This is a genomic window from Variovorax sp. BGA-UO-ETr-C22 (genome assembly GCF_059567965.1).
The window spans coordinates 2,969,700-2,996,504 of the sequence record NZ_JCAQPA010000011.1; the positions used below are offsets into that span (position 1 = coordinate 2,969,700).

The 26,805-nt window shown below is 69.8% G+C and carries 20 protein-coding genes; 7 read left to right on the top strand and 13 right to left on the bottom strand.

All coding sequences use genetic code 11. The features are described 5' to 3' along the window. Positions 1–8 precede the first annotated feature (8 nt). A complete protein-coding gene (locus AC57B8_RS34130) occupies positions 9–3,173 on the top strand; it encodes an efflux RND transporter permease subunit (RefSeq protein WP_496482082.1) in 3,165 nt (1,054 codons plus the stop codon). Then, positions 3,173–4,630, top strand: coding sequence for an efflux transporter outer membrane subunit (locus tag AC57B8_RS34135; RefSeq protein WP_496482083.1), 1,458 nt, complete (start codon positions 3,173–3,175; stop codon positions 4,628–4,630). Before AC57B8_RS34130 ends, AC57B8_RS34135 begins: the two co-directional genes overlap by 1 nt. A gap of 12 nt (positions 4,631–4,642) precedes the next feature. Here the strand turns inward: AC57B8_RS34135 and AC57B8_RS34140 are convergent, their stop codons facing one another. Further along, entirely contained in the window at positions 4,643–6,070 is a 1,428-nt protein-coding gene (locus AC57B8_RS34140; protein ID WP_495267312.1) for a short-chain fatty acyl-CoA regulator family protein, read from the bottom strand. 120 nt (positions 6,071–6,190) lie between these two features. On the opposite strand from AC57B8_RS34140, the gene AC57B8_RS34145 reads away from it, so the two are divergent. The 5 genes from AC57B8_RS34145 to AC57B8_RS34165 are packed head-to-tail and all read left to right on the top strand — an operon-like array spanning position 6,191 to position 12,496. Continuing rightward, a complete protein-coding gene (locus AC57B8_RS34145; protein ID WP_095744096.1) occupies positions 6,191–6,601 on the top strand; it encodes an acyl-CoA thioesterase in 411 nt (136 codons plus the stop codon). Then, entirely contained in the window at positions 6,598–7,755 is a 1,158-nt protein-coding gene (gene prpC, locus AC57B8_RS34150; RefSeq protein WP_496482084.1) for a bifunctional 2-methylcitrate synthase/citrate synthase, read from the top strand. Before AC57B8_RS34145 ends, prpC begins: the two co-directional genes overlap by 4 nt. 60 nt (positions 7,756–7,815) lie before the next feature. Next, positions 7,816–10,410, top strand: coding sequence for a Fe/S-dependent 2-methylisocitrate dehydratase AcnD (acnD, locus tag AC57B8_RS34155; RefSeq protein ID WP_496482085.1), 2,595 nt, complete (start codon positions 7,816–7,818; stop codon positions 10,408–10,410). A 2-nt stretch (positions 10,411–10,412) separates the two neighbouring features. Continuing rightward, positions 10,413–11,603 carry a 2-methylaconitate cis-trans isomerase PrpF gene (prpF, locus tag AC57B8_RS34160; protein ID WP_496482086.1) on the top strand — a complete coding sequence of 397 codons (1,191 nt, stop codon included), beginning with the start codon at positions 10,413–10,415 and terminating at the stop codon, positions 11,601–11,603. Positions 11,604–11,632: 29 nt separating this feature from the next. Further along, the gene (locus AC57B8_RS34165) at positions 11,633–12,496 is read left to right on the top strand and encodes an isocitrate lyase/PEP mutase family protein (RefSeq protein ID WP_496482087.1); all 864 of its coding nucleotides are present in this window, start codon (positions 11,633–11,635) and stop codon (positions 12,494–12,496) included. 6 nt (positions 12,497–12,502) lie between these two features. Here the strand turns inward: AC57B8_RS34165 and AC57B8_RS34170 are convergent, their stop codons facing one another. From AC57B8_RS34170 to cheA, 12 genes are all read right to left on the bottom strand, one after another. Then, complete coding sequence (locus tag AC57B8_RS34170; RefSeq protein ID WP_070061574.1) at positions 12,503–13,237, bottom strand: RNA polymerase sigma factor FliA; 735 nt, start codon at positions 13,235–13,237, stop codon at positions 12,503–12,505. Between the two features lie 25 nt (positions 13,238–13,262). After that, entirely contained in the window at positions 13,263–14,066 is an 804-nt protein-coding gene (locus tag AC57B8_RS34175) for a MinD/ParA family ATP-binding protein (protein WP_496482088.1), read from the bottom strand. Between the two features lie 5 nt (positions 14,067–14,071). Further along, a complete protein-coding gene (gene flhF / locus AC57B8_RS34180; protein ID WP_496482089.1) occupies positions 14,072–16,396 on the bottom strand; it encodes a flagellar biosynthesis GTPase FlhF in 2,325 nt (774 codons plus the stop codon). Further along, positions 16,393–18,501, bottom strand: a complete 2,109-nt coding sequence (gene flhA, locus AC57B8_RS34185) for a flagellar biosynthesis protein FlhA (protein WP_496482090.1) — start codon at positions 18,499–18,501, stop codon at positions 16,393–16,395. Before flhA ends, flhF begins: the two co-directional genes overlap by 4 nt. After that, complete coding sequence (gene flhB / locus AC57B8_RS34190; RefSeq protein WP_159278069.1) at positions 18,498–19,640, bottom strand: flagellar biosynthesis protein FlhB; 1,143 nt, start codon at positions 19,638–19,640, stop codon at positions 18,498–18,500. The genes flhA and flhB overlap by 4 nt, the downstream gene beginning before the upstream one ends. A 134-nt stretch (positions 19,641–19,774) precedes the next feature. After that, positions 19,775–20,419, bottom strand: a complete 645-nt coding sequence (cheZ, locus tag AC57B8_RS34195) for a protein phosphatase CheZ (RefSeq protein ID WP_095744087.1) — start codon at positions 20,417–20,419, stop codon at positions 19,775–19,777. Then, the gene (cheY, locus tag AC57B8_RS34200) at positions 20,416–20,808 is read right to left on the bottom strand and encodes a chemotaxis response regulator CheY (protein ID WP_056582361.1); all 393 of its coding nucleotides are present in this window, start codon (positions 20,806–20,808) and stop codon (positions 20,416–20,418) included. Before cheY ends, cheZ begins: the two co-directional genes overlap by 4 nt. A 37-nt stretch (positions 20,809–20,845) precedes the next feature. After that, positions 20,846–21,937 (bottom strand): protein-glutamate methylesterase/protein-glutamine glutaminase, encoded by a 1,092-nt coding sequence (locus AC57B8_RS34205; protein ID WP_354343279.1) that lies wholly within the window; start codon positions 21,935–21,937, stop codon positions 20,846–20,848. A 2-nt stretch (positions 21,938–21,939) separates the two neighbouring features. Next, on the bottom strand, positions 21,940–22,533 hold the full coding sequence (cheD, locus tag AC57B8_RS34210) for a chemoreceptor glutamine deamidase CheD (RefSeq protein ID WP_095946640.1): 594 nt from the start codon (positions 22,531–22,533) through the stop codon (positions 21,940–21,942). Further along, on the bottom strand, positions 22,530–23,390 hold the full coding sequence (locus AC57B8_RS34215) for a CheR family methyltransferase (RefSeq protein ID WP_260685006.1): 861 nt from the start codon (positions 23,388–23,390) through the stop codon (positions 22,530–22,532). The genes cheD and AC57B8_RS34215 overlap by 4 nt, the downstream gene beginning before the upstream one ends. A 58-nt stretch (positions 23,391–23,448) precedes the next feature. Then, positions 23,449–24,735 carry an EAL and HDOD domain-containing protein gene (locus AC57B8_RS34220; protein ID WP_496482091.1) on the bottom strand — a complete coding sequence of 429 codons (1,287 nt, stop codon included), beginning with the start codon at positions 24,733–24,735 and terminating at the stop codon, positions 23,449–23,451. A 22-nt stretch (positions 24,736–24,757) separates the two neighbouring features. After that, positions 24,758–26,770, bottom strand: coding sequence for a chemotaxis protein CheA (cheA, locus tag AC57B8_RS34225; protein WP_496482092.1), 2,013 nt, complete (start codon positions 26,768–26,770; stop codon positions 24,758–24,760). Positions 26,771–26,805 lie beyond the last annotated feature (35 nt).

A 26,805-nucleotide genomic window follows, 5' to 3' on the forward strand; every position in this document is an offset into this window, starting at 1 on the left:
GCCCCGCCATGGCCCAGTTCTTCATCGACCGCCCCATCTTCGCGTGGGTGCTTTCCATCGTCGTCATGCTCGCCGGCCTGATGGCCATCCGCACGCTGCCGCTGGAGCAGTACCCCGACATCGCGCCGCCGCGTGTGTCCATCAACGCCACCTACACCGGCGCCTCGGCCAAGACGGTCGAAGACTCCGTCACCCAGGTCATCGAGCAGCAGATGAAGGGGCTGGACAACCTGCTGTACATGCAGTCGACCAGCAACTCGTCGGGCGTGGCGCGCCTGTCGCTCACCTTCAACGCGGGCACCAACATCGACGTGGCCCAGATGCAGGTGCAGAACAAGCTGCAGCAGGCCATGTCGCGCCTGCCGCAGCAGGTGCAAAGCCGCGGCGTCACCGTCACCAAGGGCGGCAACGACTTCCTGCTGATCGTCTCGATGTTCTCCGGCGACGGCAGCGCCTCGGCGGTGGACGTGGGCGACTACATCAGCAGCAACCTGGTCGACGTCATCAGCCGCGTCGACGGCGTGGGCGAGGTGCAGACGCTGGGCACCGGCTACGCCATGCGCCTGTGGCTGGACCCCGACAAGCTGCGCAAGTACGCGCTCATGCCCGCCGACGTGGGCAACGCCATCACCGCGCAGAACGCGCAGGTGTCGGCCGGCCAGCTCGGCGCGCTGCCGGCCGGTGCGCAGCAGCAGCTCAACGCCACCATCACCGCGCGCAGCAAGCTGAAGACGGTCGAGGAGTTCGAGAACGTGGTGCTGCGCGCCACGCCCGACGGCGCCGTGGTGCGCCTGCGCGACGTGGCCCGCGTGGAGCTGGGCGCCGAGAACCTCACGGTGCGCTCGGTGCTGGGCGGTCGTCCGGGCGCCGGCATGGGCATCGTGCTGGCCGACGGCGCCAACGCGGTGCAGGTGGCCGAGGCCGTGAAGGCCAAGGTGGCCGAGCTGCAGCCGCTCTTTCCCAACCAGATGCAGACCTTCGTGAGCTACGACACCACGCCCTTCGTGAGCGCGTCCATCGACGAGGTGGTGAAGGCGCTGGCCGAGGCCATGGTGCTGGTCGTGCTGGTGATGTACATCTTTCTGCAGAACTTCCGCGCCACGCTCATCCCGGCCATTGCGGTGCCGGTGGTGCTGCTGGGCACCTTCGGCGTGCTCTCGGTGGCGGGCTACTCGATCAACACGCTCACCATGTTCGGCATGGTGCTGGCCATCGGCCTCTTGGTGGACGACGCCATCGTGGTGGTGGAGAACGTCGAGCGCGTGATGCACGAGGAAGGGCTCTCGCCCAAGGAGGCCACGCGCAAGTCGATGGCCGAGATCACGCCCGCGCTCGTGGGCATCGCGCTGGTGCTGTCGGCGGTGTTCATCCCGATGGCCTTCTTCGGCGGCTCGACCGGCGTGATCTACCGCCAGTTCTCGATCACCATCGTCTCGGCCATGGCGCTGTCGGTGTTCGTGGCGCTCACGCTCACGCCGGCGCTGTGCGCCACGCTGCTCAAGCCGGTTGCCAAGGGCGGCCACGCAGCCCCGCGCAAGGGCGTGCTGGGCGCGGTCGACCGCTTCTTCGCGGGCTTCAACCGCCGCTTCGACCAAGGCGCCGACCGCTACCAGGGCATCGTCGGCGGCATCGTGCGGCGCGGCAAGCGCAGCCTCGTGGTGTACCTGCTGATCGCAGCCGTGATGGCGCTGCTGTTCATGCGCCTGCCCACCTCCTTCCTGCCCGATGAAGACCAGGCCTTCCTGCAAGTGCAGGTGACGCTGCCACCGGGCGCGTCGGATGCGCGCCTGCAGCCGGTGGTCACGCAGATGCAGGACTACTTCACGAAGCAGCCCGAGGTGGTGAGCGTGAACGTCATCACCGGGCAGAACGGCGACCAGAGTTCGGCGCGCGCCTTCGTGAAGCTCAAGGACTGGGCCGAGCGCGAAGGCGCCGGCCAGTCGGCCGCCGAACTCGCGCGGCGCGCCAACAAGGAGCTCTCGACCATCCGCGACGCGCGCATCTTCGTGCTGCTGCCGCCGGCGGTGCGCGGGCTCGGCGCCAACGCGGGCTTCAACTTCCACCTGAAGGACATCAACGGGCTGGGCCACGACGCGCTGGTGAAGGCGCGCGACCAGCTCATCGACCTGCTCTCCAAGCGCCCCGAGGTGGCGAACGTGCGCAGCAACAACCTGGACGACACGCCGCAGTTCGCGGTGGACATCGACGACGCGCGCGCCGGCGCGGCCAGCCTGGCCACGTCCGACATCGACAGCACGCTGTCGAGCGCCATGGGCGGCACCTACATCAACGACTTCCTGGACAACGGCCGCGTCAAGCGCGTGTACATGCAGGGCGACACGGCCTTTCGCATGCTGCCCACCGACATCGACCGCTGGAGCGTGCGCAACAGCCTGGGCCAGATGGTGCCGTTCCCGGCCTTCTCCAGCTCGCGCTGGACGTATGGCTCGCCGCAGCTGCAGCGCTACAACGGCAGCCCCAGCTACGAGTTCGTCGGCGATGCCGCACCCGGCGTGAGCTCGGGCGACGCCATGGCCGCCGTCGACGAAGTCATGAAGCAGATGCCCGCCGGCATCGGCTACGAATGGACCGGCGCCTCGTTCCAGGAGCGCCTGTCGGGCGCGCAGGCGCCCGTGCTGTATGCCATCTCGATCCTGTTCGTGTTCCTGTGCCTTGCGGCCCTGTACGAGAGCTGGTCGGTGCCGTTCTCGGTGATCCTGGTGGTGCCGCTGGGCATCGTGGGCGCGCTGCTGTTCACCAGCCTGCGCGGCCTGAGCAACGACGTGTACTTCCAGGTCGGCCTGCTGACCACCGTGGGGCTGTCGTCGAAGAACGCGATCCTGATCGTCGAGTTCGCCAAGCAGCTGCAGGAGCAGGGCAAGGGCGTGATCGAGGCGACGCTGGAGGCCGTGCGGCTGCGGCTGCGCCCCATCCTCATGACCTCGCTGGCCTTCGGCTTCGGCGTGCTGCCGCTGGCCATCGGCACGGGTGCAGGTGCGGGTGGGCGCCAGTCGATCGGCACCGCGGTGCTGGGCGGCATGGTGGTCGGCACGGCGCTGGGCATCTTCTTCGTGCCGCTGTTCTTCGCGATGATCCGCGGCTGGCTGGAAGGCCGCCGCAAGCCGGTCGACACGCCGCCGGATGCCTTGCCCGCAGAGCAGGGAGCCCAGTGATGACGCGCACCACCCTGCCCCGCCTTCCCCTGCGCGCACTGGCCTGCGCCGCCCTGGCCTCGGCCGTGCTCGCGGGCTGCGTCAACCTCGCGCCTGCCTACGAAACGCCCGCCTCGCCCGTGCCATCGGCCCTGCCCTCGGCCGGCGTCGCCACGGCCACGCCGCTGGACATCGGCTGGCGCGACTTCTTCGTCGACAAGCAGCTGCAGGGCGTGATCGAGCTCGCGCTCGCCAACAACCGCGACCTGCGCGTGGCGGCGCTCAACATCGAGCGTGCGCGCGCCCAGTACGGCATTGCGCGGGCCGACCTGTTCCCCACTGTCAACGCAGGCGCGGCCGGCACGCGCTCGCGCACGCCGGGCAGCCTGTCGACCAGCGGCGAATCGCGCATCGCCTCGCAGTACAGCGCCAACCTCGGCATGACGGCCTACGAGCTCGACCTGTTCGGGCGCGTGCGCAACCTCGGCGAATCGGCGCTGCAGGGCTACTTCCAGACCGAGGAGACGCAGCGCAGCACGCAGATCAGCCTCGTGGCCTCCGTCGCCACGGCGTGGCTGCAACTGGCCGCCGACGAGCAGCGCCTGCAGCTGGCGCGCGGCACGCTCGAGAGCCAGCGCAAGTCCTTCGAGCTGGTGCAGCGCAGCCATGCGCTCGGCGCGCAGTCGGGCCTGGCGCTGGCGCAGGCGCAGAGCACCGTCGATGCCGCGCGCGCCGACGCCGCGGCCTTCGACAGCCAGGTCGAGCAGGACCGCAATGCGCTCGCGCTGCTGGTCGGCGCCACGCCGCCGCCCGAGCTGCTGCCGACCGCCGCCACGACCGCCGACGTCGCGCAGCTGCTCGTGCCGCCGGCCGGCCTGTCGTCGAACGTGCTGCAGCAGCGGCCCGACGTGCGCGCCGCCGAGCACGCGCTGCGCGCGAGCAACGCCGACATCGGCGCGGCGCGCGCAGCCTTCTTCCCGCGCATCGCGCTCACCGCCTCGGCCGGCACCGCGAGCAGCACGCTCTCGGGCCTGTTCGCGAGCGGCAGCAAGGCCTGGAGCTTCGCGCCGTCGATCAGCGTGCCGATCTTCGACGGCGGCGCCAACCGCGCCAACCTGCAGGTGGCGCAGGCGCAGCAGAAGATCCAGATCGCCACCTACGAGAAGGCCGTGCAGACCGCCTTCCGCGAAGTGGCCGACGCCCTGGCCGAACGCCGCACGCTGGCCGAGCGCCTCGACGCACAGCGCTCGCTGCGCGCCGCCACCGCGCGCAGCTTCGAGCTCTCGCAGTCGCTCTTCAAGAGCGGCGCCGCCAACTACCTCGACGTGCTGGACGCGCAACGCAGCGACTATGCGGCGCAGCAGACGCTGATCGGTTTGCAGCTCACGGAGCAGACGAACCGGCTGGCGATCTACAAGGCGCTGGGGGGTGGGTGGAGCGAGGCGTCCGGCACGCAGCAGCCTGCGCAAGGCGACTGATACGCCGCCGCCCTACGCACCAGCCACGGCGTAGGGCGTGAACCTGCTTTCGTTCTCGTTCACATCCAGCGGCCGCCCGATGAACGGAAACGCCCGCTGCGGGCAGGCTACGCGTTCGCACACCTTGCAGCCCATGCCGATGGGCGTGGGCACGTCGGGGTCCTTCAGGTCCAGGCCCTTGGCGTAGACCAGGCGCGGGGCGTGGCGGATGTCGCAGCCCAGGCCGATCGAGAAGGTCTTGCTCGGTGAGCCGAAGCCGCGCTGGCCGTGCGACACGGTGCGCGCGATCCACAGGTAGGCGCGGCCGTCGGGCATGCGCGCCAGCTGCGGCAGCACGCGCCCGGGCTGCGCGAAGGCCTCGTACACGTTCCACAGCGGGCAGGTGCCGCCGGTCTTCGAGAAGTGGAAATGCGTGGCCGATTGCCGCTTGGAGATGTTGCCGGCCCGGTCCACGCGGATGAAGAAGAAGGGCACGCCCGACGCACCCGGGCGCTGCAGGCTGCTCAGGCGGTGGCAGACGGTTTCGAAGCCGACGCCGAACTGGCGCGCGAGCAGATCGATGTCGTAGCGCAGCGCTTCGGCCGCCTGCAGGAACGGGCCGTAGGGCAGCAGCACGGCCGCCGCGAAGTAGTTGGCCAGCCCGATGCGCGCGAGCGCGTGGGCCGGGGCGTCGCCGAAATCGGCCTGCACGACCAGCGACTCGATGAGCGCGGCCTGCTCCAGCAGCGCGAGTTGCGTGGCCAGCTGGAAGGCCTGCTGGCCCGGCTCCAGGCCGGCCGACAGGCGCAGCACGCGGCGGGCCGGGTCGTAGCGGCGCTGGCTGTCGAGCGCGCCCTCCCCTTCGTCGCCCGGCACCACGCGCACGCCGTGCGCCGAAAGAAGCCGCTGCTGGAGCCATTCGGCGAGCGGTCCACCGTGCGCGCGAGCTTCGGCGGCGAGCGATTCGGCGGCCGTGTCGAGCGGGTCGAAATGGTTCTGGTGGGCAAAGAAGAAATCGCGCACCACCTCGAAAGGCATCGGCCGGCTGCGCGAGATGTCGCCGCGCCCGTCGCCCAGTTCGGCGGCCATGAGCTCCAGCCGCTCCTGCGCCTCCTGGTGGCGGCGGTGCAAGGCGAGCAGCGCACGCGCCACGGCGGGCATCTGCGACGCCACCTCGCGCAGCTCGGGCAGCGCCACGGCCTCGCCGCCGGGGTTGTCCGCCAGCGCCTCGCGCATGCGGGCCACGAGCCGCGCCTCTTCGTCCTCGGAGAACTGCTGCACGTCGACACCGAGCGTCTTGCTGATGCGCAGCAGCACCGCCACGGTGAGCGGGCGCTGGTTCTGCTCGATCTGGTTCAGGTAGCTCGGCGACAGGCCCAGCATCTGGGCCAGCGCCACCTGCGTGAGGCCGCGTTCGGCGCGCAGCGTGCGCAGGCGCACGCCCATGAAGGTCTTGCTCATCGGGTCACCTCGTGGGTCTTTGCGATATTCGCAATATTTGCAAAATCAGTCGTCTTCATTCGCAATGATTTGCCAATTCAGGCCTTCATTATGGGCGTTCGATTGCGTAAATTGCGAAGCATGACAAACCGATCCGCCGCCATCGAGCTGACCGACATCGTGTTCCCCGAGCACGCCAACCACTACGGCACGCTGTTCGGCGGCAACGCACTGCTGCTGATGTCGAAGGCTGCGTTCCTCGCCGCGCGCGCCTTCGCGAAGTCCGACGTGGTGATGGCCAGCCTGGGCGACGCGCAGTTCCTCGCGCCCGTGCCGGTCGGCCATGTGCTGCGCCTGCGGGCCTGGGTGACGCGCGCCGGGCGCAGTTCGCTCACGGTCTGCGTCACCGGCGCAGCCGAGCCGCCCGACGGCGAAGCACGCCCGTCGCTGAAGGGCCTGTTCGAGATGGTGGCCGTCGACGGCCGCGGCCGTCCGGCGCGCCTGCGCAACACCTACCTGCACCCCGTGCCCACAGACAAGGAACCCGCATGAACGACACCGCCACCCCCATCGGCTTCAAGCCCAAGAAATCCGTCGCCCTGTCGGGCGTGACCGCCGGCAACACCGCCCTGTGCACCGTGGGCCGCACGGGCAACGACCTGCACTACCGCGGCTACGACATCCTGGACATCGCCGAGGTCTGCGAGTTCGAGGAAATCGCGCACCTGCTGGTGCACGGCAAGCTGCCCACGGCCGCCGAACTGCGCGCTTACAAGGCCAAGCTCAAGGCCATGCGCGGCCTGCCCGCGAGCCTGAAGGAGGCGCTGGAGCAGCTGCCCGCCAGCGCCCACCCGATGGACGTGATGCGCACCGGCGTCTCGTCGCTGGGCTGCCTGCTGCCCGAGAAGGAAGACCACAACCTGCCCGGCGCGCGCGACATCGCCGACCGCCTCATGGCCTCGCTCGGCTCGATGCTGCTGTACTGGTACCACTGGTCGACGCAGGGCCGGCGCATCGAGGTCGAGACCGACGACGACTCCATCGGCGCGCACTTCCTGCACCTGCTGCACGGGCGCAAGCCCAGCGCGCAGTGGGAGCGCGCGATGCACACCTCGCTCAACCTCTATGCCGAGCACGAGTTCAATGCCTCCACCTTCACGGCGCGCGTGGTCGCGGGCACGGGCTCCGATGTGTACTCGGCCATCACCGGCGCCATCGGCGCGCTGCGTGGCCCCAAGCACGGCGGCGCGAACGAGGTGGCCTTCGAGATCCAGAAGCGCTACGACGCACCCGACGAGGCCGAGGCCGACATCCGCCGCCGCGTCGCCGCCAAGGAGGTCGTGATCGGCTTCGGCCACCCCGTCTACACCGTGAGCGACCCGCGCAACGTGGTCATCAAGGGCGTGGCGCGCACGCTGTCGCAGGAGGCCGGCTCGACCAAGATGTTCGACATTGCCGAGCGGCTCGAGACCGTGATGTGGGACGTGAAGCAGATGTTCCCCAACCTCGACTGGTTCAGCGCCGTGAGCTACCACATGATGGGCGTGCCCACCGCCATGTTCACGCCGCTGTTCGTCATTGCGCGCACCTCGGGTTGGGCGGCGCACATCATCGAGCAGCGCATCGACAACAAGATCATCCGGCCGAGCGCCAACTACACGGGCCCCGAAGACCTGAAGTTCGCGCCGATCCAGGATCGGAAGTAAAAACACGAGAAGAAGAAAAGCGCCCGTGCCTGCGCGCGGGTGCCGAGCGACAAGCGCCCCATGAACACCGACTACCGCAAGAACCTTCCCGGCACCGCGCTGGACTACTTCGATGCGCGCGAAGCCGTCGAGGCCATCCAGGCCGGCGCCTGGGCCCCGATGCCCTACACCGCGCGCGTGCATGCCGAGAACCTCGTGCGCCGCTGCGACCCGGCGATCCTCGTGCAGAGCCTCACGCAGCTCATCGAGCGCCGGCGCGACCATGACTTTCCGTGGTTTCCCGCGCGCGTGGTCTGCCACGACATCCTCGGCCAGACCGCGCTGGTCGACCTGGCCGGCCTGCGCGACGCCATCGCCGAACAGGGCGGCGATCCGTCGCAGGTGAACCCCGTGGTGCCGGTGCAGCTCATCGTCGACCACTCGCTGGCGGTGGAGTGCGGCGGCTTCGACCCCGATGCCTTCGCGAAGAACCGCGCCATCGAGGACCGGCGCAACGAAGACCGCTTTCACTTCATCGAATGGACGAAGCGGGCCTTCCGCAACATGGAGGTGATCCCGCCGGGGAACGGGATCATGCACCAGATCAACCTGGAGCGGATGTCACCCGTCGTGCATGCGCAGGACGGCGTGGCCTACCCCGACACGCTGGTGGGCACCGACAGCCACACGCCGCACGTCGATGCGCTGGGCGTGGTCGCCGTCGGCGTGGGCGGGCTCGAGGCCGAGAACGTGATGCTCGGCCGAGCCTCGTGGATGCGGCTGCCCGACATCGTCGGCGTGCGCCTGGCGGGCCGGCCGCAACCGGGCATCACGGCCACCGACGTCGTGCTGGCGCTCACCGAGTTCCTGCGCGCGGCGAAGGTGGTGGGCGCGTACCTGGAGTTCCACGGCGAAGGCGCGGCCAGCCTCACGCTGGGCGACCGCGCGACCATCTCCAACATGGCGCCCGAGTACGGCGCCACCGCCGCGATGTTCGCCATCGACACGCAGACGCTCGACTACCTGCGCCTCACGGGCCGCGCCGACGAGCAGGTGCGCCTGGTCGAGGTCTATGCGAAACAGGCGGGCCTGTGGGCCGACACGCTCGCCGAGGTCGTGTACGAGCGCGTGCTGCAGTTCGATCTGTCGACGGTCGTGCGCAACATGGCCGGCCCGTCGAACCCGCATGCGCGCGTGGCCACCGCCGACCTCGCGGCGCGCGGCATCGCCGCACCGTGGGACGAGGTGCCCGGCCAGATGCCCGACGGCGCCGTGATCATCGCGGCCATCACCAGCTGCACCAACACCAGCAACCCGCGCAACGTGATCGCCGCGGGCCTGCTCGCGCGCAACGCCAACCGCGTGGGGCTGGCGCGCAAGCCGTGGGTCAAGACTTCGCTGGCGCCCGGCTCGAAAGCGGTCACGCTGTACCTGGAAGATGCGGGCCTGATGCGCGAGCTCGAACAGCTCGGCTTCGGCGTGGTCGCCTATGCCTGCACCTCGTGCAACGGCATGTCGGGCGCGCTCGACCCGGCCATCCAGCAGGAGATCGTCGATCGCGACCTGTACGCCACGGCCGTGCTCTCGGGCAACCGCAACTTCGACGGCCGCATCCATCCGTATGCGAAGCAGGCCTTCCTGGCCTCGCCGCCGCTGGTGGTGGCCTACGCCATCGCGGGCACGGTGCGCTTCGACATCGAGAAGGACGTGCTCACCGTGGTCGATGGCAAGGAGATTCGCCTCAAAGACCTCTGGCCCAGCGACGAAGAGATCGACGCCATCGTGAAGGCCAGCGTGAAGCCCGCGCACTTCCGCCAGGTGTACGAACCGATGTTCGCGATCCAGCCCGACACGGGCGAGCAGGTCGCGCCGCTGTACGACTGGCGCCCCGCCTCCACCTACATCCGCCGCCCGCCGTACTGGGAAGGCGCGCTGGCGGGCGAGCGCACGCTGAAGGGCATGCGCCCGCTGGCCATCCTGCCGGACAACATCACGACCGACCATCTGTCGCCGTCGAATGCGATCCTGCTGGACAGCGCGGCCGGCCAGTACCTGCACCGCATGGGCCTGCCCGAGGACGACTTCAACTCCTACGCCACCCACCGCGGCGACCACCTCACGGCGCAGCGCGCCACCTTCGCCAACCCGACGCTGAAGAACGAGATGGTGCGCAAGGCCGACGGCACGGTGCGCGCCGGATCGCTCGCGCGCGTGGAGCCCGAGGGCGAGGTGATGCGCATGTGGGAAGCCATCGAGACCTACATGCTGCGCAAGCAGCCGCTGATCATCGTGGCCGGCGCCGACTACGGCCAGGGCTCGTCGCGCGACTGGGCCGCCAAGGGCGTGCGGCTGGCCGGCGTGGAAGCGATTGCGGCGGAAGGCTTCGAGCGCATCCACCGCACCAACCTCATCGGCATGGGCGTGCTGCCGCTCGAATTCAAGCCGGGCACCAACCGCCTCACGCTCGGCCTGGACGGCACCGAGACCTACGATGTGACCGGCGCGCGCACCCCGCGCGCCGACCTCGTGCTGGTCGTGCACCGCCGCAATGGCGAGCGGCTCGACGTGCCCATGACCTGCCGCCTCGACACCGCCGAAGAGGCCTCCATCTACGAAGCCGGCGGGGTGCTGCAGCGCTTCGCGCAGGACTTCCTCGCCGCCACGAAAGCCGACTGACGATGCCGCACATTCCGCAGATCAAGATCCCCGCCACCTACATGCGCGGCGGCACCAGCAAGGGCGTTTTCTTCCGCCTGCAGGACCTGCCCGAGGCCGCGCAGGTGCCGGGCCCCGCGCGCGATGCGCTGCTGCTGCGCGTGATCGGCAGCCCCGACCCCTACGGCAAGCAGATCGACGGCATGGGCGCCGCGACCTCGAGCACCAGCAAGACCGTGATCCTCTCGAAGAGCGAGCGGCCCGGCCACGACGTGGACTATCTGTTCGGCCAGGTGTCGATCGACCGGCCTTTCGTGGACTGGAGCGGCAACTGCGGCAACCTCTCGTCGGCCGTCGGGCCGTTCGCGATCAGCAACGGCCTCATCGACGCAGCACGCGTGCCGCGCGACGGCGTGGCCGTCGTGCGCATCTGGCAGGCCAACATCGGCAAGACCATCGTCGCGCACGTGCCGATGGCCGGCGGCGCGGTGCAGGAGACCGGCGACTTCGAACTCGACGGCGTGACCTTCCCCGCGGCCGAGGTGCAGCTCGAATTCATGGACCCCGCCGCCGAAGAAGACGGCGCAGGCGGCGCGATGTTCCCGACCGGCAACCTCGTCGACGACCTCGAGGTGCCCGGCCTCGGCACGCTGCAGGCCACGATGATCAACGCCGGCATCCCCACCGTCTTCGTGAACGCCGAGGCGCTTGGCTACACCGGCACCGAGCTGCAGGACGCGATCAACGGCGATGCCGCCGCGCTCGCCCGCTTCGAGGCCATCCGCGCGCACGGTGCGCTGCGCATGGGCCTGATCCGCACGCTCGACGAAGCCGCCAGCCGCCAGCACACGCCCAAGGTCGCCTTCGTGGCGAAGCCTGTGGGCTACACCGCATCGAGCGGCAAGGCGGTGGCGGCCGGCGACATCGACCTGCTCGTGCGCGCGCTGTCGATGGGCAAGCTGCACCACGCCATGATGGGCACGGCGGCCGTGGCCATCGGCACGGCCGCCGCCATTCCCGGCACGCTGGTGAACCTCGCGGCCGGCGGCGGCGCGCGCGAGGCCGTGCGCTTCGGCCACCCCTCGGGCACCTTGCGCGTGGGCGCGCAGGCCAGCCAGGTCGATGGCGAGTGGCAGGTCACCAAAGCCGTCATGAGCCGCAGCGCCCGCGTCTTGATGGAAGGCTGGGTCCGTGTGCCCGGCGACACCCTTTGAGCTTTCAGATCCATTCACAGGAAATCCCGATGTCGACTCGCAAGACCCTCCGTTCCCTGGCCGAGGCCCGCCGTGGCGTGCTCGTGCCGGGCGCCTTCAACGCGCTGTCGGCGCGTGTCATCGAAGACCTGGGCTTCGAGGCCATTTACGTCACCGGCGCGGGCGTCACCAACATGTGGTTCGGCCTGCCCGACCAGGGCTTCATGGGCCTGCATGAGATCGCAGACCACACGGCGCGCATCCGCGACGCGGTGAACCTGCCGCTGATCGTCGATGCCGACACCGGCTTCGGCAACGCGCTGAACGTGCGCCACACGGTGCGCGTGCTGGAGCGCGCGGGCGCCGACTGCATCCAGTTCGAGGACCAGGTCGCGCCCAAGCGCTGCGGCCATTTCTCGGGCAAGGACGTGATCTCCGCCGAGGAGGCGGTCAACAAGATCAAGGCCGCCGTCGATGCCCGCACCGACCCCGACCTGCTCATCATGGCCCGCACCGACGCGGCGGCGACGCTGGGTTTCGAGGCCGCGATCGAGCGCGCGCAGAAGTTCAGCGAGGCCGGCGCCGACATCCTGTTCGTCGAAGCCGTCACCACGGCCGACGAGATCCGCGCACTGCCGCAGCGGCTGGCAAAACCCCAGCTCATGAACATGGTGATCGGCGGCAAGACGCCGATCTTCGGCGCCGAGGAACTCGGCGGCCTCGGCTACGGCATCGTGCTGTACGCCAACGCCGCGCTGCAGGGCGCGCTGGCCGGCATGCAGAAGGCGCTCACGGTGCTGCGCGACACGCGGCGCATGGACGAAGACCCGTCGCTGGTCGCGCCCTTCGCCGAACGGCAGCGGCTGGTGCGCAAGCCCGAGCTCGATGCGCTCGACGCGCGCTACGCCAGCTGAGCTTCTCTACAGAGAGTCCTTCAGCTTCGCGCGCAAGCGGCTCACCGCCTGGCCGTGCAGCTGGCACACGCGCGACTGGCTCACCTCGAGCACCGCGCCGATCTCGCGCAGGTTCAGCTCTTCCTCGTAGTAGAGCTTGAGCAGCAGCTGGTCGCGCTCGGGCAGCGCGCCAATGGCGTCCACCAGCTGGTGGCGAAAGCCGCTTTCGAGCAGGCGCGCCAGCGGGTCGTCGAAGTCGCCGCGCCCCTTGCGCGCCTCTTGCGCATGCAGGTCGAGAAAGGGGTTGTCGGGGTCGCCCTTGGCGAAGTCTTCCACGTACAGCAGCTGGCAGCCCTGGATGTCCTGCAGCATCGACTGGTAGGTGTCCAGGTCGACCTTCAGCTCCTTCGCGATCTCGCCTTCGGTGGGCGCGCGGCCCAGCCGGTGGCCCAGCGCCTGGATCGCTTTTTCAATGCCGCGCGCCGACTGGCGCAGCCCGCGCGAACCCCAGTCGCTGGCGCGCAGCTCGTCGAGCATGGCACCGCGGATGCGCTGGCTGACGAAGGTCTCGAACTGCGCGCCGCGGTGGTCCTGGTAGCGGCTCGACGCATCGAGCAGGCCGAGCATGCCAGCCTGGATCAGGTCGTCCAGCTCCACGCTGGCCGGCAGCCGCGCCATCATCTGCAGCGCGATGCGGCGCACCAGCGGCTGGTGCTGTTCCAGCAGATGCGATTTCTCGATGGTGCCCTGTGCGGTGTACACGGCCGTCCGTCCTCGTGGTCGTGTCTCAGGCCGCGAGCGCCTGCGGGAACACGGCCGGCCGCGCGGGCGTGCGCCAGGTCCAGCGACCCATGTCGTCGGCGATGGCGCGGAAATCGACCGCCGCCGCGCTGGCCGCAAAGGCCTCGACCACGGTCTGGCGCAGCCGCGCCGCATCAGCCAGCCAAGGATCGGTGCGCACCCAGCCCACGGGCAGCAGCGACAGCGCGAGGTAGCGGCTGGCGGCTTGCGCGAGGTTGTGCATGACCTGCTGCGCGGTGCCTGCATCGGCCACGCCGTTGAGCAGGAAGCGCAGCTGCTTCAGCGCATGCGCGCGGTGCAGGCGCTTGATGCCCGCATAGGCCGAGGTGATGGCCGCCGGGTGCGGTTGCAGCACCAGCAGCAGTTCGTCGGCGCCCTGCGCCAGCGGCGACAGGCGGCCTTCGTCGTCGAAAGCCGCATCGACCAGCACGATGCCGCGCGGCCACAGCGTGCGCGGGTCGATGCTCGCGCCGGGCGATGCGGGCAGCACCTGCACGCCGCACACCGCGCTCGCTGCGGCCTGGTCGATGCGCAGCCGCCGCCCCGCCACATCGGCCAGCGTGCCGCGTGGGCCGAGCGCCCACACATCACACACCGAGCGCCCCTTCGGGTGATGTTCATCGAGCAGCAGCACATCCTTGCCCTGCTGCGCCAGCGCCGCGCCCAGGCTCATCGCGGCCGTGGTCGCGCCTGCGCCAGGGCCCATGCCCGCCACGGCGACGACGCGCACCGGCGCCTGCCCCAGCAGTCGCCGCAGCCCGTCGGCCTGGTCCGTGACGCGTGCACTCATGACGTTCAGCCCTGGCGTTCCAGCGCGCGCGGCGCTTGCGCGGGCCCGGCCGACTCGGTGCCCAACGCATCGAGCAGCAGGAACAGCTTGCCCACCCCCGCGTACAGCGCACCGCCGGTCATCGCGCGGCCGGCGCGCGGGGCGCGGCCCGTGAGCTGGCCCAGCAGCAGGCGCGTGCGATCGGCCCATTCGCCCTCGGCCTGCAGCAGGCGCCACACGGTGGTCGTGACCTGGCCGGCGACGAGCAGGCGCTTCATCATGTGCGGATCGCCGGGCTCGCCCATGCCGCCCACCAGTTGCACGCCGTCGCGCAGCAGGCGGAAGCACGGCTCGGCGTCGGCGGCCCAGCCCTGCCATTGCGCGAGCTGCGGTGCGTCGACCTCGCCGCCCAGGTTGGTAAGCACGCAGGTCTGCGACAGCAGCTTGCGGCTGCGCGCATCGACCACGCGCACGGCCACGCAGCGCAGCATGGGCAGGGTGTCGCGGTCGATGGCGGTGCGCGGCAACACCTCGACCTGCGCCTCGCATTGCAGCGCGGCCTTGCCGCGATAGCTCACGGGCCGCTCGGTCGTGTCGTCGAACGCGAAGGCCAGGCGCGCGAGCGTGGTCGCGGCGCCGGTGTGCACATCCGTCACGGCCGTGCCGCCCGGCGCGCGCGCCAGCCACTGCGAGCCTTCGGCCTGCCACGCCAGCATCTGTTCGACCGCGGGCGGCTTGCCCAGCACATGCACGAGCCGCTTGCCGAAATCCTGTTGCTGCAGCCACTGCGACTGACGCTGGCCCGGTGCGGCCGCCTGGCGCGCCGCAGCGGTCGAAAGCCACTGGTTCGGTGCCGCCAGCGGCAACCCGCTGCGGTCCGACAGCAGCAGGCTGCCGTGGCACACGTAGGCATCACCGCTGTCGGTCGCGCGCAGGCCCACCTGCCCGGCCAGCGCGAGCACATGGGTGTCGCATCCCGCAGCCACCTCGCCGCGCGCGAACACCGACAGGTCGTGCAGCACGGCCTTGGCATCGACGGCCTCGTCACCGGCCCGGCGCCACAGCGTGCGCGCACCATCGAAGCCGATGTGCGCACCGGCCAGCGCGCCAGCCGTGGTCGCCAGTTCCTGCGCGTCGTGCGCCATCGCACGGATCAGGCTCTGGTAGCGCAGGCGCAGGCGATCGGTCTCGCCCTGTGCCTGCGGCGAAGGCGCGACCTCGTCGGGCAGGTCGGCTTCCGCCGGCACGAACAACGGGCTGTGCTGGCGCGGCTGGAACACGCTGTCCACCAGCTGCACGCGGTCGGCGCGCAGCAGGTTCTCGGGCACCTTCTGCCCGCCCGAGATGTAGTGCACCGGCAGACGGTGGCGGATCACGGTGTCGATCAGCGCGCCCGGGTGCGTGGCCTCGTCGACCTTGGTGAAGATGCAGCCGGCCAGCGCATGGCCCTGGCGGTAGGCGTGCACCACCTCGTTGAGCGTGTCGCCGTGGCTGGTGGCGTTGAGCAGCAGCAGCCGCTTCACCGGCCGCTGGCTGCTGCCGAGCATGGCGATCTGCTCGGGCACGGCGCGGTCGCGCTGGCTCATGCCGACGGTGTCTATGAGCACCATGTGGCGGTCGCGCAGGTCGTGCAGCACCAGCTGCAGGTCGGCCGCGTCCTTCACGGCATGCACCGGCACGTTGAGGATCTGGCCGTAGATGCGCAGCTGCTCGTAGGCGCCGATGCGGTAGCTGTCGGTGGTGACGAGCGCGAGCTTGTCGGCGCCGAAGCGCATCACGCAGCGTGCGGCCAGCTTGGCGGTGGTGGTGGTCTTGCCGACGCCGGTCGGGCCCATCAAGGCATAGACGCCGCCCTGCGCGAACAGCGCGTCCTCGTCTTCATGCACCGGCACCGCGCGCACGAGCTCGGAGCGCACGAAGGCCATGCCGTCGGCGTAGCTCTGGCCCGTGGGCAGCTTCTCGAGCATGGCCTTCGACAGGCGCGCGCTGAAGCCGGCGCCGAGCAGCGTGCGCAGCAGGCGACTGCGCACCGGGTCGCGGCGCTGGCTGTCGTTCCAGACCACGCTGGCGAGCTGTTCCTCGATCATGCCGCGCATCGAATGGAGTTCGCTGAGCACGGTGGGGTCGGCGGGTGCGGCCGTGGCAGGCGCGACTGCAGGCACCGCGGTTTGCACCGTCTGCTGCACATCGCCCTCGGCCATGGCGACGATCTCGACGCCCTGCGCGGTGGCGCGGTGCGTGAGCACGATGGCCTCGGCGCCGAGCGATTCGCGCACCAGGCGCAGGGCCTCGCGGCCGGTGGCGGCGACGAATTTGCGTGCGGTGGTGCGCACGTCGGTCTGTGGATTCAAACGGCTCGTCCTCCAATGGCGGCGGTGATCTTGATGGTCCGGGCGTCAGGGATCTCGGCGTGCGAGAGCACCTTGAGCTGCGGCAGGCTGCGCCGCAGGAAGCGCGACAGCAGCACGCGCAGCGCGTGCTGCACGACCAGCACCGGCGCCAGCCCCATCTGCTCCTGGCGCACGATGGCGGCCTGGGCCTGCTTGAGCAGGTTGTCGGCAATGCCCGGCTCGATGCCGCTGCTGTTGTTCAGGGCCTGCTGCAGCACGCTGTCGAGCGAGCCGTCCAGGCCGATCACCTGCATCTCCTCGTCGCCCGGGAACAGCTGCTGCGTGATGGCGCGGCCCAGCGCCAGGCGCGTGAGCGTGGTGAGCTCGGTCGGGTCTTTCACCGTGGGCGCGTGCTCGGCCATCACGTCGAGGATGGTGCGCATGTCGCGGATCGGCACCTCTTCGTCGAGCAGGTTCTGCAGCACCTTGTGCAGCGTGCTCAGCGACAGCACCTTGGGCACCAGGTCTTCGGTGAGCTTGGGCGCGGTCTTGGCGATCTGGTCGAGCAGCTGCTGCACTTCCTGGCGGCCCAGCAGTTCGGCCGCGTGGGTGTGGATCAGGTGGTTCAGGTGCGTGGCCATCACGGTGCAGGCATCGACCACGGTGTAGCCGTACACCTGCGCCTGCTGGCGCAGGCTGGCGTCGATCCAGGTGGCCTCCAGGCCGAAGGCCGGGTCGCGCGTGGGCGTGCCGGTCAGCGTGCCCGTCACCTGGCCGGGGTTGATCGCCATCCACTGGTTGGGGAAGGCCTCGCCGCGGCCGATCTCCACGTCCTTCAGGCTGATGACGTAGGCGTTGGGCTTGATCTCCAGGTTGTCGCGGATGTGGACCACCGGCACCAGGAAGCCCAGCTCCTGCGCGATCTTCTTGCGAATGCTCTTGATGCGGCCCAGCAGCTCGCCCTGCTGCGACTGGTCCACCAGCGGGATCAGCCGGTAGCCGACCTGCATGCCCAGCGGGTCGACCATGGCCACGTCGTCCCAGGTGGCTTCGGCCTGCTCGGCCGAGGCGGGCACGCCTGCCCCCTGCGCGGCGGCGGCAGCGGCGGCCTGCTGCGCGGCCGCCTGCGGCTTGCGCTGCAGCAGCCGCTTGCCGAGCCACACCAGGCCGCCCGCGATCAGCAGGAAGGCCAGGTTCGGCATGCCGGGGATCATGCCCAGCAGGCCGACGATGCCGGCCGTGAGGAACAGCACCTGCGGGTTGGAAAAGAGCTGGCCCGTGAGCTGGCTGCCCACGTCCTCGTCGGTGGTCACGCGCGAGACGATCACGCCGGCTGCGGTGGAGATCACCAGCGCCGGAATCTGCGCCACCAGGCCGTCACCGATGGCCAGCAGCGTGTAGGTCTTGCCGGCCGTGGAGAAGTCGAGCCCGTGCTGCAGCATGCCGACCACCAGCCCGCCGATGATGTTGATCACCATGATCAGCAGGCCCGCGATCGCGTCGCCGCGCACGAACTTGCTGGCGCCGTCCATCGAGCCGTAGAAGTCGGCCTCCTGCGCCACCTCGGCGCGGCGCTTGCGGGCGATCTCCTCGCCGATCAGGCCGGCGTTGAGGTCGGCGTCGATCGCCATCTGCTTGCCCGGCATCGCGTCGAGCATGAAGCGCGCCCCCACCTCGGCGATGCGGCCCGCGCCCTTGGTGATCACCATGAAGTTGATGAGCACGAGGATGATGAACACCATCACGCCCACCGCGAAGTTGCCGCCCACCAGGAAGTGGCCGAAGGCCTCGATCACCTTGCCGGCCGCGTCGGGCCCGGTGTGGCCGTGCATGAGCACCACGCGCGTGGAGGCCACGTTGAGCGACAGGCGCAGCAGCGTCGAGAACAGCAGCACCGCCGGAAAGGCCGCGAAGTCCAGCGCCTTCATGGTGTACATGCTCACCAGCAGCACCATCACCGACAGCGCGATGTTGAAGGTGAACAGCAGGTCGAGCAGGAAGGGCGGCAGCGGCAGCACCATCATGCTCAGGATGAGGATGATGAGGATCGGGCCCGCCAGGCCCTTGAACTGCGAGCCGGAGAAGATCCGCGCCGGCAGGCGCATCAGGTCGTTCAATCCGTTCATGCCACCGCCGGCGAGTACTGCAGGTCGGCCGGCACCGGCAGGTCGGTCGGCGTGCGCGGCGCCTCGCCGCCCTCGCTGTTCCAGCGCTTGAGCTGGTACACCCAGGCCAGCACCTCGGCCACGGCCGTGTACAGCCCGGCCGGAATTTCCTCGCCCAGCTTCGTGTGGCGGTAGAGCGCGCGCGTGAGCGGCGGCGCTTCCAGGATCGCGACCTTGTGCTCCCTGGCCATCTCGCGGATGCGCGCGGCCACCAGCTCGGTGCCCTTGGCGACCACGCGGGGCGCGCGCATGTCGCTGTCCAGGTACTGCAGCGCGACGGCGAAGTGCGTCGGGTTGGTGAGCACGATGTCGGCCTTGGGCACCTCGGCCATCATGCGGCGGCGCGCCATCTGCTGCTGTTGCCGGCGGATCTGCGCCTTGATGTGCGGATCGCCTTCGCTTTCCTTGTGCTCCTGGCGCACGTCCTCGCGCGACATGCGCAGCTTGCGGTAGTAGTTCCAGAGTTGAAACGGCACGTCGACGAGCGCGACGAGAAAGAGCGTGGCGGCGATGAGCGCGCAGTGCTTGGCCACCAGCACCAGCGCATGCGGCAGCGCCTCGTGCGCGGGCTGCGACATGAGCGCCATCACGGCCTCGATGTCGTCCACGATGACCCACCACGCCACGCCGCCGATCAGCGCCGACTTGGCCAGCGCCTTCACGAGTTCGGCCAGCGCCTGCGCCGAGACCATGCGGCCGATGCCGGCCAGGGGATTGAGTTTTCCGAAGTTCGGTGCAACGGCCTTGCCGGAGAACATCCAGCCGCCGAGCATCAGCGGCGCGGCCACGGCGGCCACGACCATCATGGCGAACAGCGGGCCGATGGCCATGAGTGCATGCAGCACCATGAGCCCGCTCTGCGAGAGCATGTGCGCGGGATCGAAGGCGCTGGCGCGTTCGAACTGCAGGCCGCGGCGCAGCGCGCCGCTCAGGCTCGCGCCGAGCGACTCGCCCGCCAGCCACAGGCCGGCGCTCGCGGTGGCGAGCATGACGAAGGTGGTGAGCTCGCGCGAACGGGCCACGTTGCCTTCCTCGCGCGCCTTCTCCAGGCGCCGCTCGGAGGCGGGTTCCGTTTTCTCGAGATCGCTTTCCTCAGCCATTCATGCTCCGAACCAGCACTGGCGAAGTACGCCTTGCCCAGAACCAAATTATTGGTTCCGGTGGTGCGGAACAATCTGCCGATCAGGGCCGGTATCGCCCTGCAATTCGGCCAATCAAGCAGGCTGCAAGCGGCTCAGAAACCGAGGCTTTCGAGCAGGTCGTCGACCTGCGCCTGGTCGGTCACGGCATCGGGGTTGCCGGGCTTCACCTGCGGCCCGTTCTGCAGGCTCTGCACGGCCTCGTGGCGCTTCTCGGGCGGCGAGTTGTCGATCAGCACCTGCAGCAGCTGCGTCTCGACGTCGTTCACGACTTCCATCATCTTCTTGATGACCTGGCCGGTGAGGTCCTGGAAGTCCTGCGCCATCAGGATCTCCATGAGCTGCGTGTTGATGGCGCTGGCGCGCTGGGGCACGTCGTTCAGGTAGCCGCGCGTGTCCAGCACGAGCTCGCGCGCCTGGTCGAGCTCGATCGGGTTCTCGAACCACTGGTCCCAGCGCTGCGTCAGGGCCTTGGCGTCGGTGGCCAGGGCCTCCTGCAGCGGCTGCGCCACGTCGATGGCGTTGAGTGCGCGGTGCGCCGCGCGCTCGGTGGTGGCCGCCACGTAGTTGAGGCGGTCGCGCGCATCGGGAATGGCCTGCGCGGCCTTGGCCACCTGCTTGTCCAGGCCCAGCTCGCGCAGGCCTTCGCGCAATTGGCGCGTCAGGTGGCCGATGCGGCCCAGCAGTTCCTCGGTGGTGTTGTTGGTGGCGTCTGCAGCGCCGGGGGTGTCCTGGCTCATGCCTTGGCCAGCTTCTCGAAGATCTTGGTGATCTTCTCTTCCAGCGTCGCCGCGGTGAAGGGCTTCACCACGTAGCCGTTGGCGCCGGCCTGCGCGGCCGCGACGATGTTTTCCTTCTTGGCCTCGGCCGTGACCATCAGCACCGGCAGCGTCTTCAGCTCGGGGTCGGCGCGGATGGTCTGCAGCATGGTCAGGCCGTCCATGTTCGGCATGTTCCAGTCGGACACCACGAAGCCGAAGCTGCCGCCGCGCAGCTTCTCCAGGCCGGCCACGCCGTCCTCGGCCTCGTCGACGTTGAGGAACTCCAGCTCCTTCAACAGGTTGCGCACGATGCGCCGCATGGTCGGGAAGTCATCCACCACCAGGATCTTGATGCTCTTGTCGATCACGATTTTTTCCAGCTCCACAGGTCGTTGTTCAAACTCGTCATACCCGGTTCGCACGTTCACCGAACGTGCGAAGGTGCGCCATCACGCGGCGACTGATCTCGTTCAGCGGCGACACCTCGTCCACCGCGCCCAGCGCCACCGCCTCGCGCGGCATGCCGAAGACCACGCAGCTGGCCTCGTCCTGCGCCAGCGTGTGCGCGCCCGCGCGCCGCATGCGCAGCAGGCCCTCGGCGCCGTCCTTGCCCATGCCGGTGAGGATGATCCCGATGGCGTTCTTGCCCGCGTGCTTGGCGGCCGAATCGAACAGCACGTCGATCGACGGCCGGTGGCGGTTCACGGGCGGCTCCTGGTCCAGGTGCGCCACGTAGTTGGCGCCGCTGCGCGCCAGCGACAGGTGAAAGCCGCCCGGCGCGATGTAGGCATGGCCCGGCAGCACGCGCTCGCCCTGCTCCGCCTCCTTCACGCGGATGCGGCACAGGCCGTCCAGACGCTGCGCGAAGGAGCGCGTGAAGCCGGCCGGCATGTGCTGCGCGATGAGCACCGCGGGCGCGTCGGGCGGCAGCGGCTGCAGCACCTCTCGGATGGCCTCGGTGCCGCCGGTGGAGGCGCCGATGATGAGCAGCTTCTCGGTGCTCAGCAGCGGGCTGCGCAGCAGCGCCTCGGGTGCCGCCTCGTGCGCGGGGCGCGCCGCCGTGGCCGCTGGGCGCGCGGGCAGCAGCCGCGCACTGGCGGCCGTGCGGATCTTGCCGGCGATGAGTTCGGTGTAGTTGAGCAGGCCGTCGCGCACGCCCAGGCGCGGCTTGGTCACGAAGTCGATGGCGCCCAGCTCCAGCGCGCGCAGCGCGATCTCCGAGCCGCGCTCGGTGAGCGAGGACACCATGACCACCGGCATCGGCCGCAGGCGCATGAGCTTCTCGAGAAACTCCAGGCCGTCCATGCGCGGCATTTCCACGTCGAGCGTGAGCACGTCGGGGTTCGTCACCTTGATGAGGTCGCGCGCCACCAGCGGGTCGGCCGCGGTGCCGACCACGGTCATGTCGCTCTGGCTGTTGATGATCTCGGTCATCACGCTGCGGATCAGCGCCGAATCGTCGACGCAGAGCACCTTGATCTTTTTCTTGCTTGGCAGGCTCACCGGCTTCCTTTGGTTCTGTCGATCTCGTGCGGCGCGGCGGGCACCGACAGCCGGCGCAGCAGCTCGCCTTCGTCGCGGCGCACCCGCAGCACCTCGGTCTGTGCGCGCAGGCGGCGCACCACGGCCTTGCCGCTCTCGGGCAGGAAGCACACGCGGCGCGCGTGCGGTCCGCGCAGGTCCTGCGCCGCCACTTCGATGCGTTCCGCCTCCAGGTAGCGCAGCACGAAGTCGGCGTTGCGGTCGCCGATGTTGAGCGTGGTCATGCCGGCCAGCACCGCGCCGCCGCCGAACACCTTGGCCTGCAGCCGCTCGCGCCGCGCGCCCGCGCGCACCAGCTCGCGCACCAGCACGTCCATGGCGTAGGCGCCGTAGCGCATCGAGCCGCCGCCGGGCTCGCCGTCGTCGGGCAGCATGAAGTGGTTCATGCCGGCCACGCCCGCCTGCGCGTCGTGCAGGCAGGCGGCCACGCAGGAGCCGAGCACGGTGCTCAGCACGGTGTGGTCGGTGGTCACGTAGTACTCGGAAGGCAGCAGCTTGACGGCCATGCGCCCGACATCGCGGTCGAAGTAGTGATGGCTCGCCAGGCTCATGCGAGGCCCGGCGTGCGCGACAGCTCGTACACCGTCTGCCCCAGCGGGCGGAAGGCCGGGTTGACGAGCGAGGCGTTCTCGGAATGCCCGGCGAACAGCAGGCCGCCCGGCTTGAGCAGCGGCGCGAAGCGGTCGAGCACCTTCTTCTGCGTCGGCTTGTCGAAATAGATCATCACGTTGCGGCAGAAGATCGCGTCCACCGGCTCCTTCACCGACCAGGCGCTGTCCAGCAGGTTGACGCGCGAAAACTTCACCAGCGTGGCCACCTCGGGGCGCACGCGCACCTTGCCGGCGTTGGTGCCGGTGCCCTTGTTGAAGAAGCGCCGCAGCCGCTCGGGCGACAGGCGCCGCACCTGCTCGGTGGTGAAGACGCCGGTGGCGGCCTTGGCCAGCACCGCCGTGTCGATGTCGCTGGCGATGACGCGGGCCGAGCCGGCGCGCTCGCCCAGCGCTTCCATCAGCGTGATGGCGATCGAGTACGGCTCCTCGCCCGTCGAGGCGGCGGCGCACCAGACGGTGACCGGGCCCGGCCGCTTGCGCACATGGTCGGCCAGCGTGGGAAAGTGGTGCGCCTCGCGAAAGAACGAGGTCAGGTTGGTGGTGAGCGCGTTGATGAACAGCTGCCACTCGTCGCCGTCGTGGCGCGCCTCGAGCTGGTCCAGGTACGGCGCGAACGCCGGCAGCTGCAGCTCGCGCAGGCGCCGCGACAGCCGGCTGTACACCATCTGCCGCTTCTGCTCGCCCAGGGCGATGCCGGCGCGGCGATGGATGAGGGTCCGGATTCTGGAGAAGTCGTGGTCGGTAAAGTGGAACTCGGTCGTCACAGCCAGCCTGGAAGCGTGACTTTCAATGGTCACGGAAACCGCCGTTTCCAATCGGCCGATCAGACGCGCAAAAGCCTTGCATTTCCGGGGGTCAGGCGGGTGGTGCGGTCACAGCCGGGCCGGCGTCGAGCGCCCACACCAGCGCCGACAGCTGCGCGGCATTGACCTGCGCGGCGCTCAAGAAGAGCGCCTCCGACAGGCGCGCGGCGCGGCCGTCGTCGGTCTCGCAGCTTTCGGCCAGCGCCACGAAGGGGCCGTAGACGCCGCTGCGCGACAGAATCGCCTGCTGCACGGCCTCGGTGAGCTGCACCTTGCGCAGCACGCCTTCCATCGGCACGCCCAGCAGCTGGTCGAGCAGCGAGAACATGCCCGCGACGAACAGGTTGTCGGCCTCGCTGGGCGGCAGCATGCCCTGCCCCATCAGCTCGACGAAGCGCCCGCGCAGGATGGCCTTCTTCATCATGAAGGGCGAGCTGACCTTGTTGCTGGTGGCCAGCAGCAGCGACAGCCAGCGGTACAGCGGCGAGTAGCCGAGCATGGCGACCGCATGGCGCAGCGAGTGGATCTCCACCGCCAGCCCCACCGAGGGCGAGTTGATGTAGCGCAGCAGCCGGTAGGTGAGCGCGGCATCGTGCTTGAGTGCGCCCTCGATGGCGCGCACGTCCTCGTTGCGCAGGATCATCTGCATCAGGTGCACGATGAGCTGCGACTCGGGCTGCAGCGCGTCGGCGCTGTCGCGCGCCGGCGGCAGGCGCACGGCGCCGTCGACGAACACTTGCACGCCGCGCGCGGCGCAGGCCTCGAACTCGGCCCAGTTCGCCACGCGCGCGGCGATGGGCGCGGGGCCAGTGGGCAACACGTCCGCCAGGTGGGAGGGCAGCACCTCGCGGTGCGTGACGATGGCGCGCAGCTCGTCGTCGTCCGGCAGCGCGACGCCGCCGCACAGCATGAAGCCGAAGCCCTGCTCGCGCAGGAACAGCAGGATGGAACGCATGTCGGCGTCCATCAGCTCGTCGGCCTTCATGCACAGCACGACGTTGCGCGGCGGCAGCGACTGCAGCTCGCTCTGGAACAGCGCATCGACCGTGACGTCGACGAACACCATCTGCCCGCCCAGCAACCAGCCGTGGCCGCCCGGGTTCAGGTGCAGGCCCAGCGTGTCCATGAGCGCCTTGACGCCGGCCGCGGCACCCGCGTCGGTGCCCTGCCCGGCCGCGCGCCAGGCCATGCGGTAGCCGACCACGCGGCGCTTGCCGTCGAGCAGCATGGCGTAGGCCACGTGACCATCGGCACCCACGGCGGGCGTGATGGCGGGCGTCGTGTCGGCTTGCGCGCCGTTGCCGTCGACGCCGGGGCGCCGGAAGAAATCGAACCTCATGCGGCCGTCCCTCGCGTCGGGATCAGGAAGCCAGCGCGTCGGTGCGGCGCGCGGCGCCCGCCAGGGCCGCCGCGCTGGCGGCCTGCGCGCGCTGGATGCGCGGCATCGCGCCCACGTCGACGATGAAGGCCACGCTGCCGTCGCCCACGATGGTGGCGGCCGAGATGCCCGGCACCTTGCGGTAGTTGGTCTCCAGGTTCTTCACCACCACCTGGTGCTGGCCGAGCAGTTCGTCGACCAGCAGCGCGAAGCGGCTGTCGTCGGCCTGCACGATCACCAGGATGCCCTGCGTGGGCTGCGTCTGCGCGCCGGCCACGTCGAACACGCGGTGCAGCTCGATGAGCGGCAGGTACTCGCCGCGCACGCGGATCACGTGGCCGTCGGCGGTGATGGAGTGCAGGTGCTCGGGCAGCGGCTGCAGCGACTCGATGACGTAGCTCAGCGGCAGGATGTACGCCTCGCTGCCCACCCGCACCGACATGCCGTTGAGGATGGCCAGCGTGAGCGGCAGCACGATGCGCGTGGACGTGCCCTGCCCGCCGCGCGAATGGATCTCCACATGGCCGCCCATCTCCTGGATGTTGCGCTTGACCACGTCCATGCCCACGCCGCGCCCCGAGATGTCGGTGACCTGCTCGGCGGTGGAGAAGCCGGGCGCGAAGATCAGCTGCCACACCTCTTCGTCGGGCATGGCGTCGTTCACCGGCAGGCCCTGCTGGCGCGCCTTGTCGAGGATGCGCTCGCGGTTCAGGCCCGCGCCGTCGTCGCTCACCTCGATCACGATGTTGCCGCCGTGGTGCTGCGCCGACAGCAGCAGCTGGCCGGTGGCGTCCTTGCCCTTGGCCAGGCGCACCTCGGGGGCCTCGATGCCGTGGTCCAGGCTGTTGCGCACGAGGTGCGTGAGCGGATCGACGATGCGTTCGATGAGCCCCTTGTCGAGCTCGGTCTCCTTGCCGTAGGTGTCCAGGCGCACCTGCTTGCCGAGCTTGGCGCTCACGTCGCGGATCACGCGCGGGAAGCGGCTGAAGACGTAGTCCATCGGCATCATGCGGATGGACATCACCGATTCCTGCAGGTCGCGCGCATTGCGCTCCAGGTGGCCCAGACCGCTCAAAAAGCGCTCGTAGGCCACGGGGTCGAGCACGGTCGCGGCCTGCGTGAGCATCGACTGCGTGATGACGAGCTCGCCCACGAGGTTGATGAGCTGGTCGACCTTCTCGACGTCGACGCGGATGGAGCTGGATTCCTTGGCGCTGGCGGGCACGGGCGCGGCGGCGACCGGTGCAGGCGCGGCGGGTGGCTGCACGACCGGTGCTTCAACTGCGACCACAGGTTCGGCAACGTCGGCCACCTCGCGCGTGATGTCGATCTGCGATTCGTCGATGACGAAGCAGCACACGGCCACGATGTCGTCGGGGTCGCAGGTGGTGGCCAGCCGCACGGTCAGCTGGTCGTTGCTGCGCGTGCGCGTCAGCACGGTGCCGAGGTTGGCCAGCTCGCCGGCGAGCAGATCGCATTCGCTGTCGGACAGGCGCGCGAAGCGCACGACCAGCACGCCGTCGCTGCTGCCGCCTTCCTCGGCCGGCGCAGCGGCTTGAACGACAGGCGCCGGTGCGGGCGCGGGTGGCGGCACGGGCGCGGCGGCGGCGTTGTTCTCCATCGCCAGCTGCTGCAGCACGCCGCAGATGTGGGCGACCCTCTCGGCGTCCGGCTCCTTGCCGGCCTGGTAGGCGGTGAGTTGTTCTTGCAAGGCGTCCTTCGTTTCCAGAAAGGCATCGATCATCGGAGCGCTCAGGTGCAGCTGCCCGTGGCGGGCCCTGTCCAGCAGCGTTTCGAGCACGTGCGTGGTGTGGGTCAAGGCGGTGAAACCGAACGTGGCCGCGCCGCCCTTGATGGAGTGCGCCGCGCGGAAGATGGCGTTGAGCTGCTCGCCGTCGGGCGCCTCGACGTCGAGGTCGAGCAACAGCTGCTCCATCTCCGCCAGCAGCTCGATGGCTTCGACGAAGAAGGCCTGGGTGAATTGACTGAGGTCCATCTGTGGTGCTCCGGGGCCCGCACTCTTGCGCGAAG

Excerpts from the sequence above, each read along its gene's own strand:
- acnD (WP_496482085.1), top strand. The coding sequence starts at position 7,816 with ATGAACACCGACTACCGCAAGAACCTTCCCGGCACCGCGCTGGACTAC.
- prpC (WP_496482084.1), top strand. The coding sequence starts at position 6,598 with ATGAACGACACCGCCACCCCCATCGGCTTCAAGCCCAAGAAATCCGTC.
- AC57B8_RS34135 (WP_496482083.1), top strand. The coding sequence starts at position 3,173 with ATGACGCGCACCACCCTGCCCCGCCTTCCCCTGCGCGCACTGGCCTGC.
- cheZ (WP_095744087.1), bottom strand. The coding sequence starts at position 20,419 with ATGAGCCAGGACACCCCCGGCGCTGCAGACGCCACCAACAACACCACC.
- cheD (WP_095946640.1), bottom strand. The coding sequence starts at position 22,533 with ATGAGCCTGGCGAGCCATCACTACTTCGACCGCGATGTCGGGCGCATG.
- AC57B8_RS34175 (WP_496482088.1), bottom strand. The coding sequence starts at position 14,066 with ATGAGTGCACGCGTCACGGACCAGGCCGACGGGCTGCGGCGACTGCTG.
- prpF (WP_496482086.1), top strand. The coding sequence starts at position 10,413 with ATGCCGCACATTCCGCAGATCAAGATCCCCGCCACCTACATGCGCGGC.
- cheA (WP_496482092.1), bottom strand. The coding sequence starts at position 26,770 with ATGGACCTCAGTCAATTCACCCAGGCCTTCTTCGTCGAAGCCATCGAG.
- flhA (WP_496482090.1), bottom strand. The coding sequence starts at position 18,501 with ATGAACGGATTGAACGACCTGATGCGCCTGCCGGCGCGGATCTTCTCC.
- AC57B8_RS34220 (WP_496482091.1), bottom strand. The coding sequence starts at position 24,735 with ATGAGGTTCGATTTCTTCCGGCGCCCCGGCGTCGACGGCAACGGCGCG.
- flhB (WP_159278069.1), bottom strand. The coding sequence starts at position 19,640 with ATGGCTGAGGAAAGCGATCTCGAGAAAACGGAACCCGCCTCCGAGCGG.
- AC57B8_RS34165 (WP_496482087.1), top strand. The coding sequence starts at position 11,633 with ATGTCGACTCGCAAGACCCTCCGTTCCCTGGCCGAGGCCCGCCGTGGC.
- AC57B8_RS34140 (WP_495267312.1), bottom strand. The coding sequence starts at position 6,070 with ATGAGCAAGACCTTCATGGGCGTGCGCCTGCGCACGCTGCGCGCCGAA.
- AC57B8_RS34145 (WP_095744096.1), top strand. The coding sequence starts at position 6,191 with ATGACAAACCGATCCGCCGCCATCGAGCTGACCGACATCGTGTTCCCC.
- AC57B8_RS34130 (WP_496482082.1), top strand. The coding sequence starts at position 9 with ATGGCCCAGTTCTTCATCGACCGCCCCATCTTCGCGTGGGTGCTTTCC.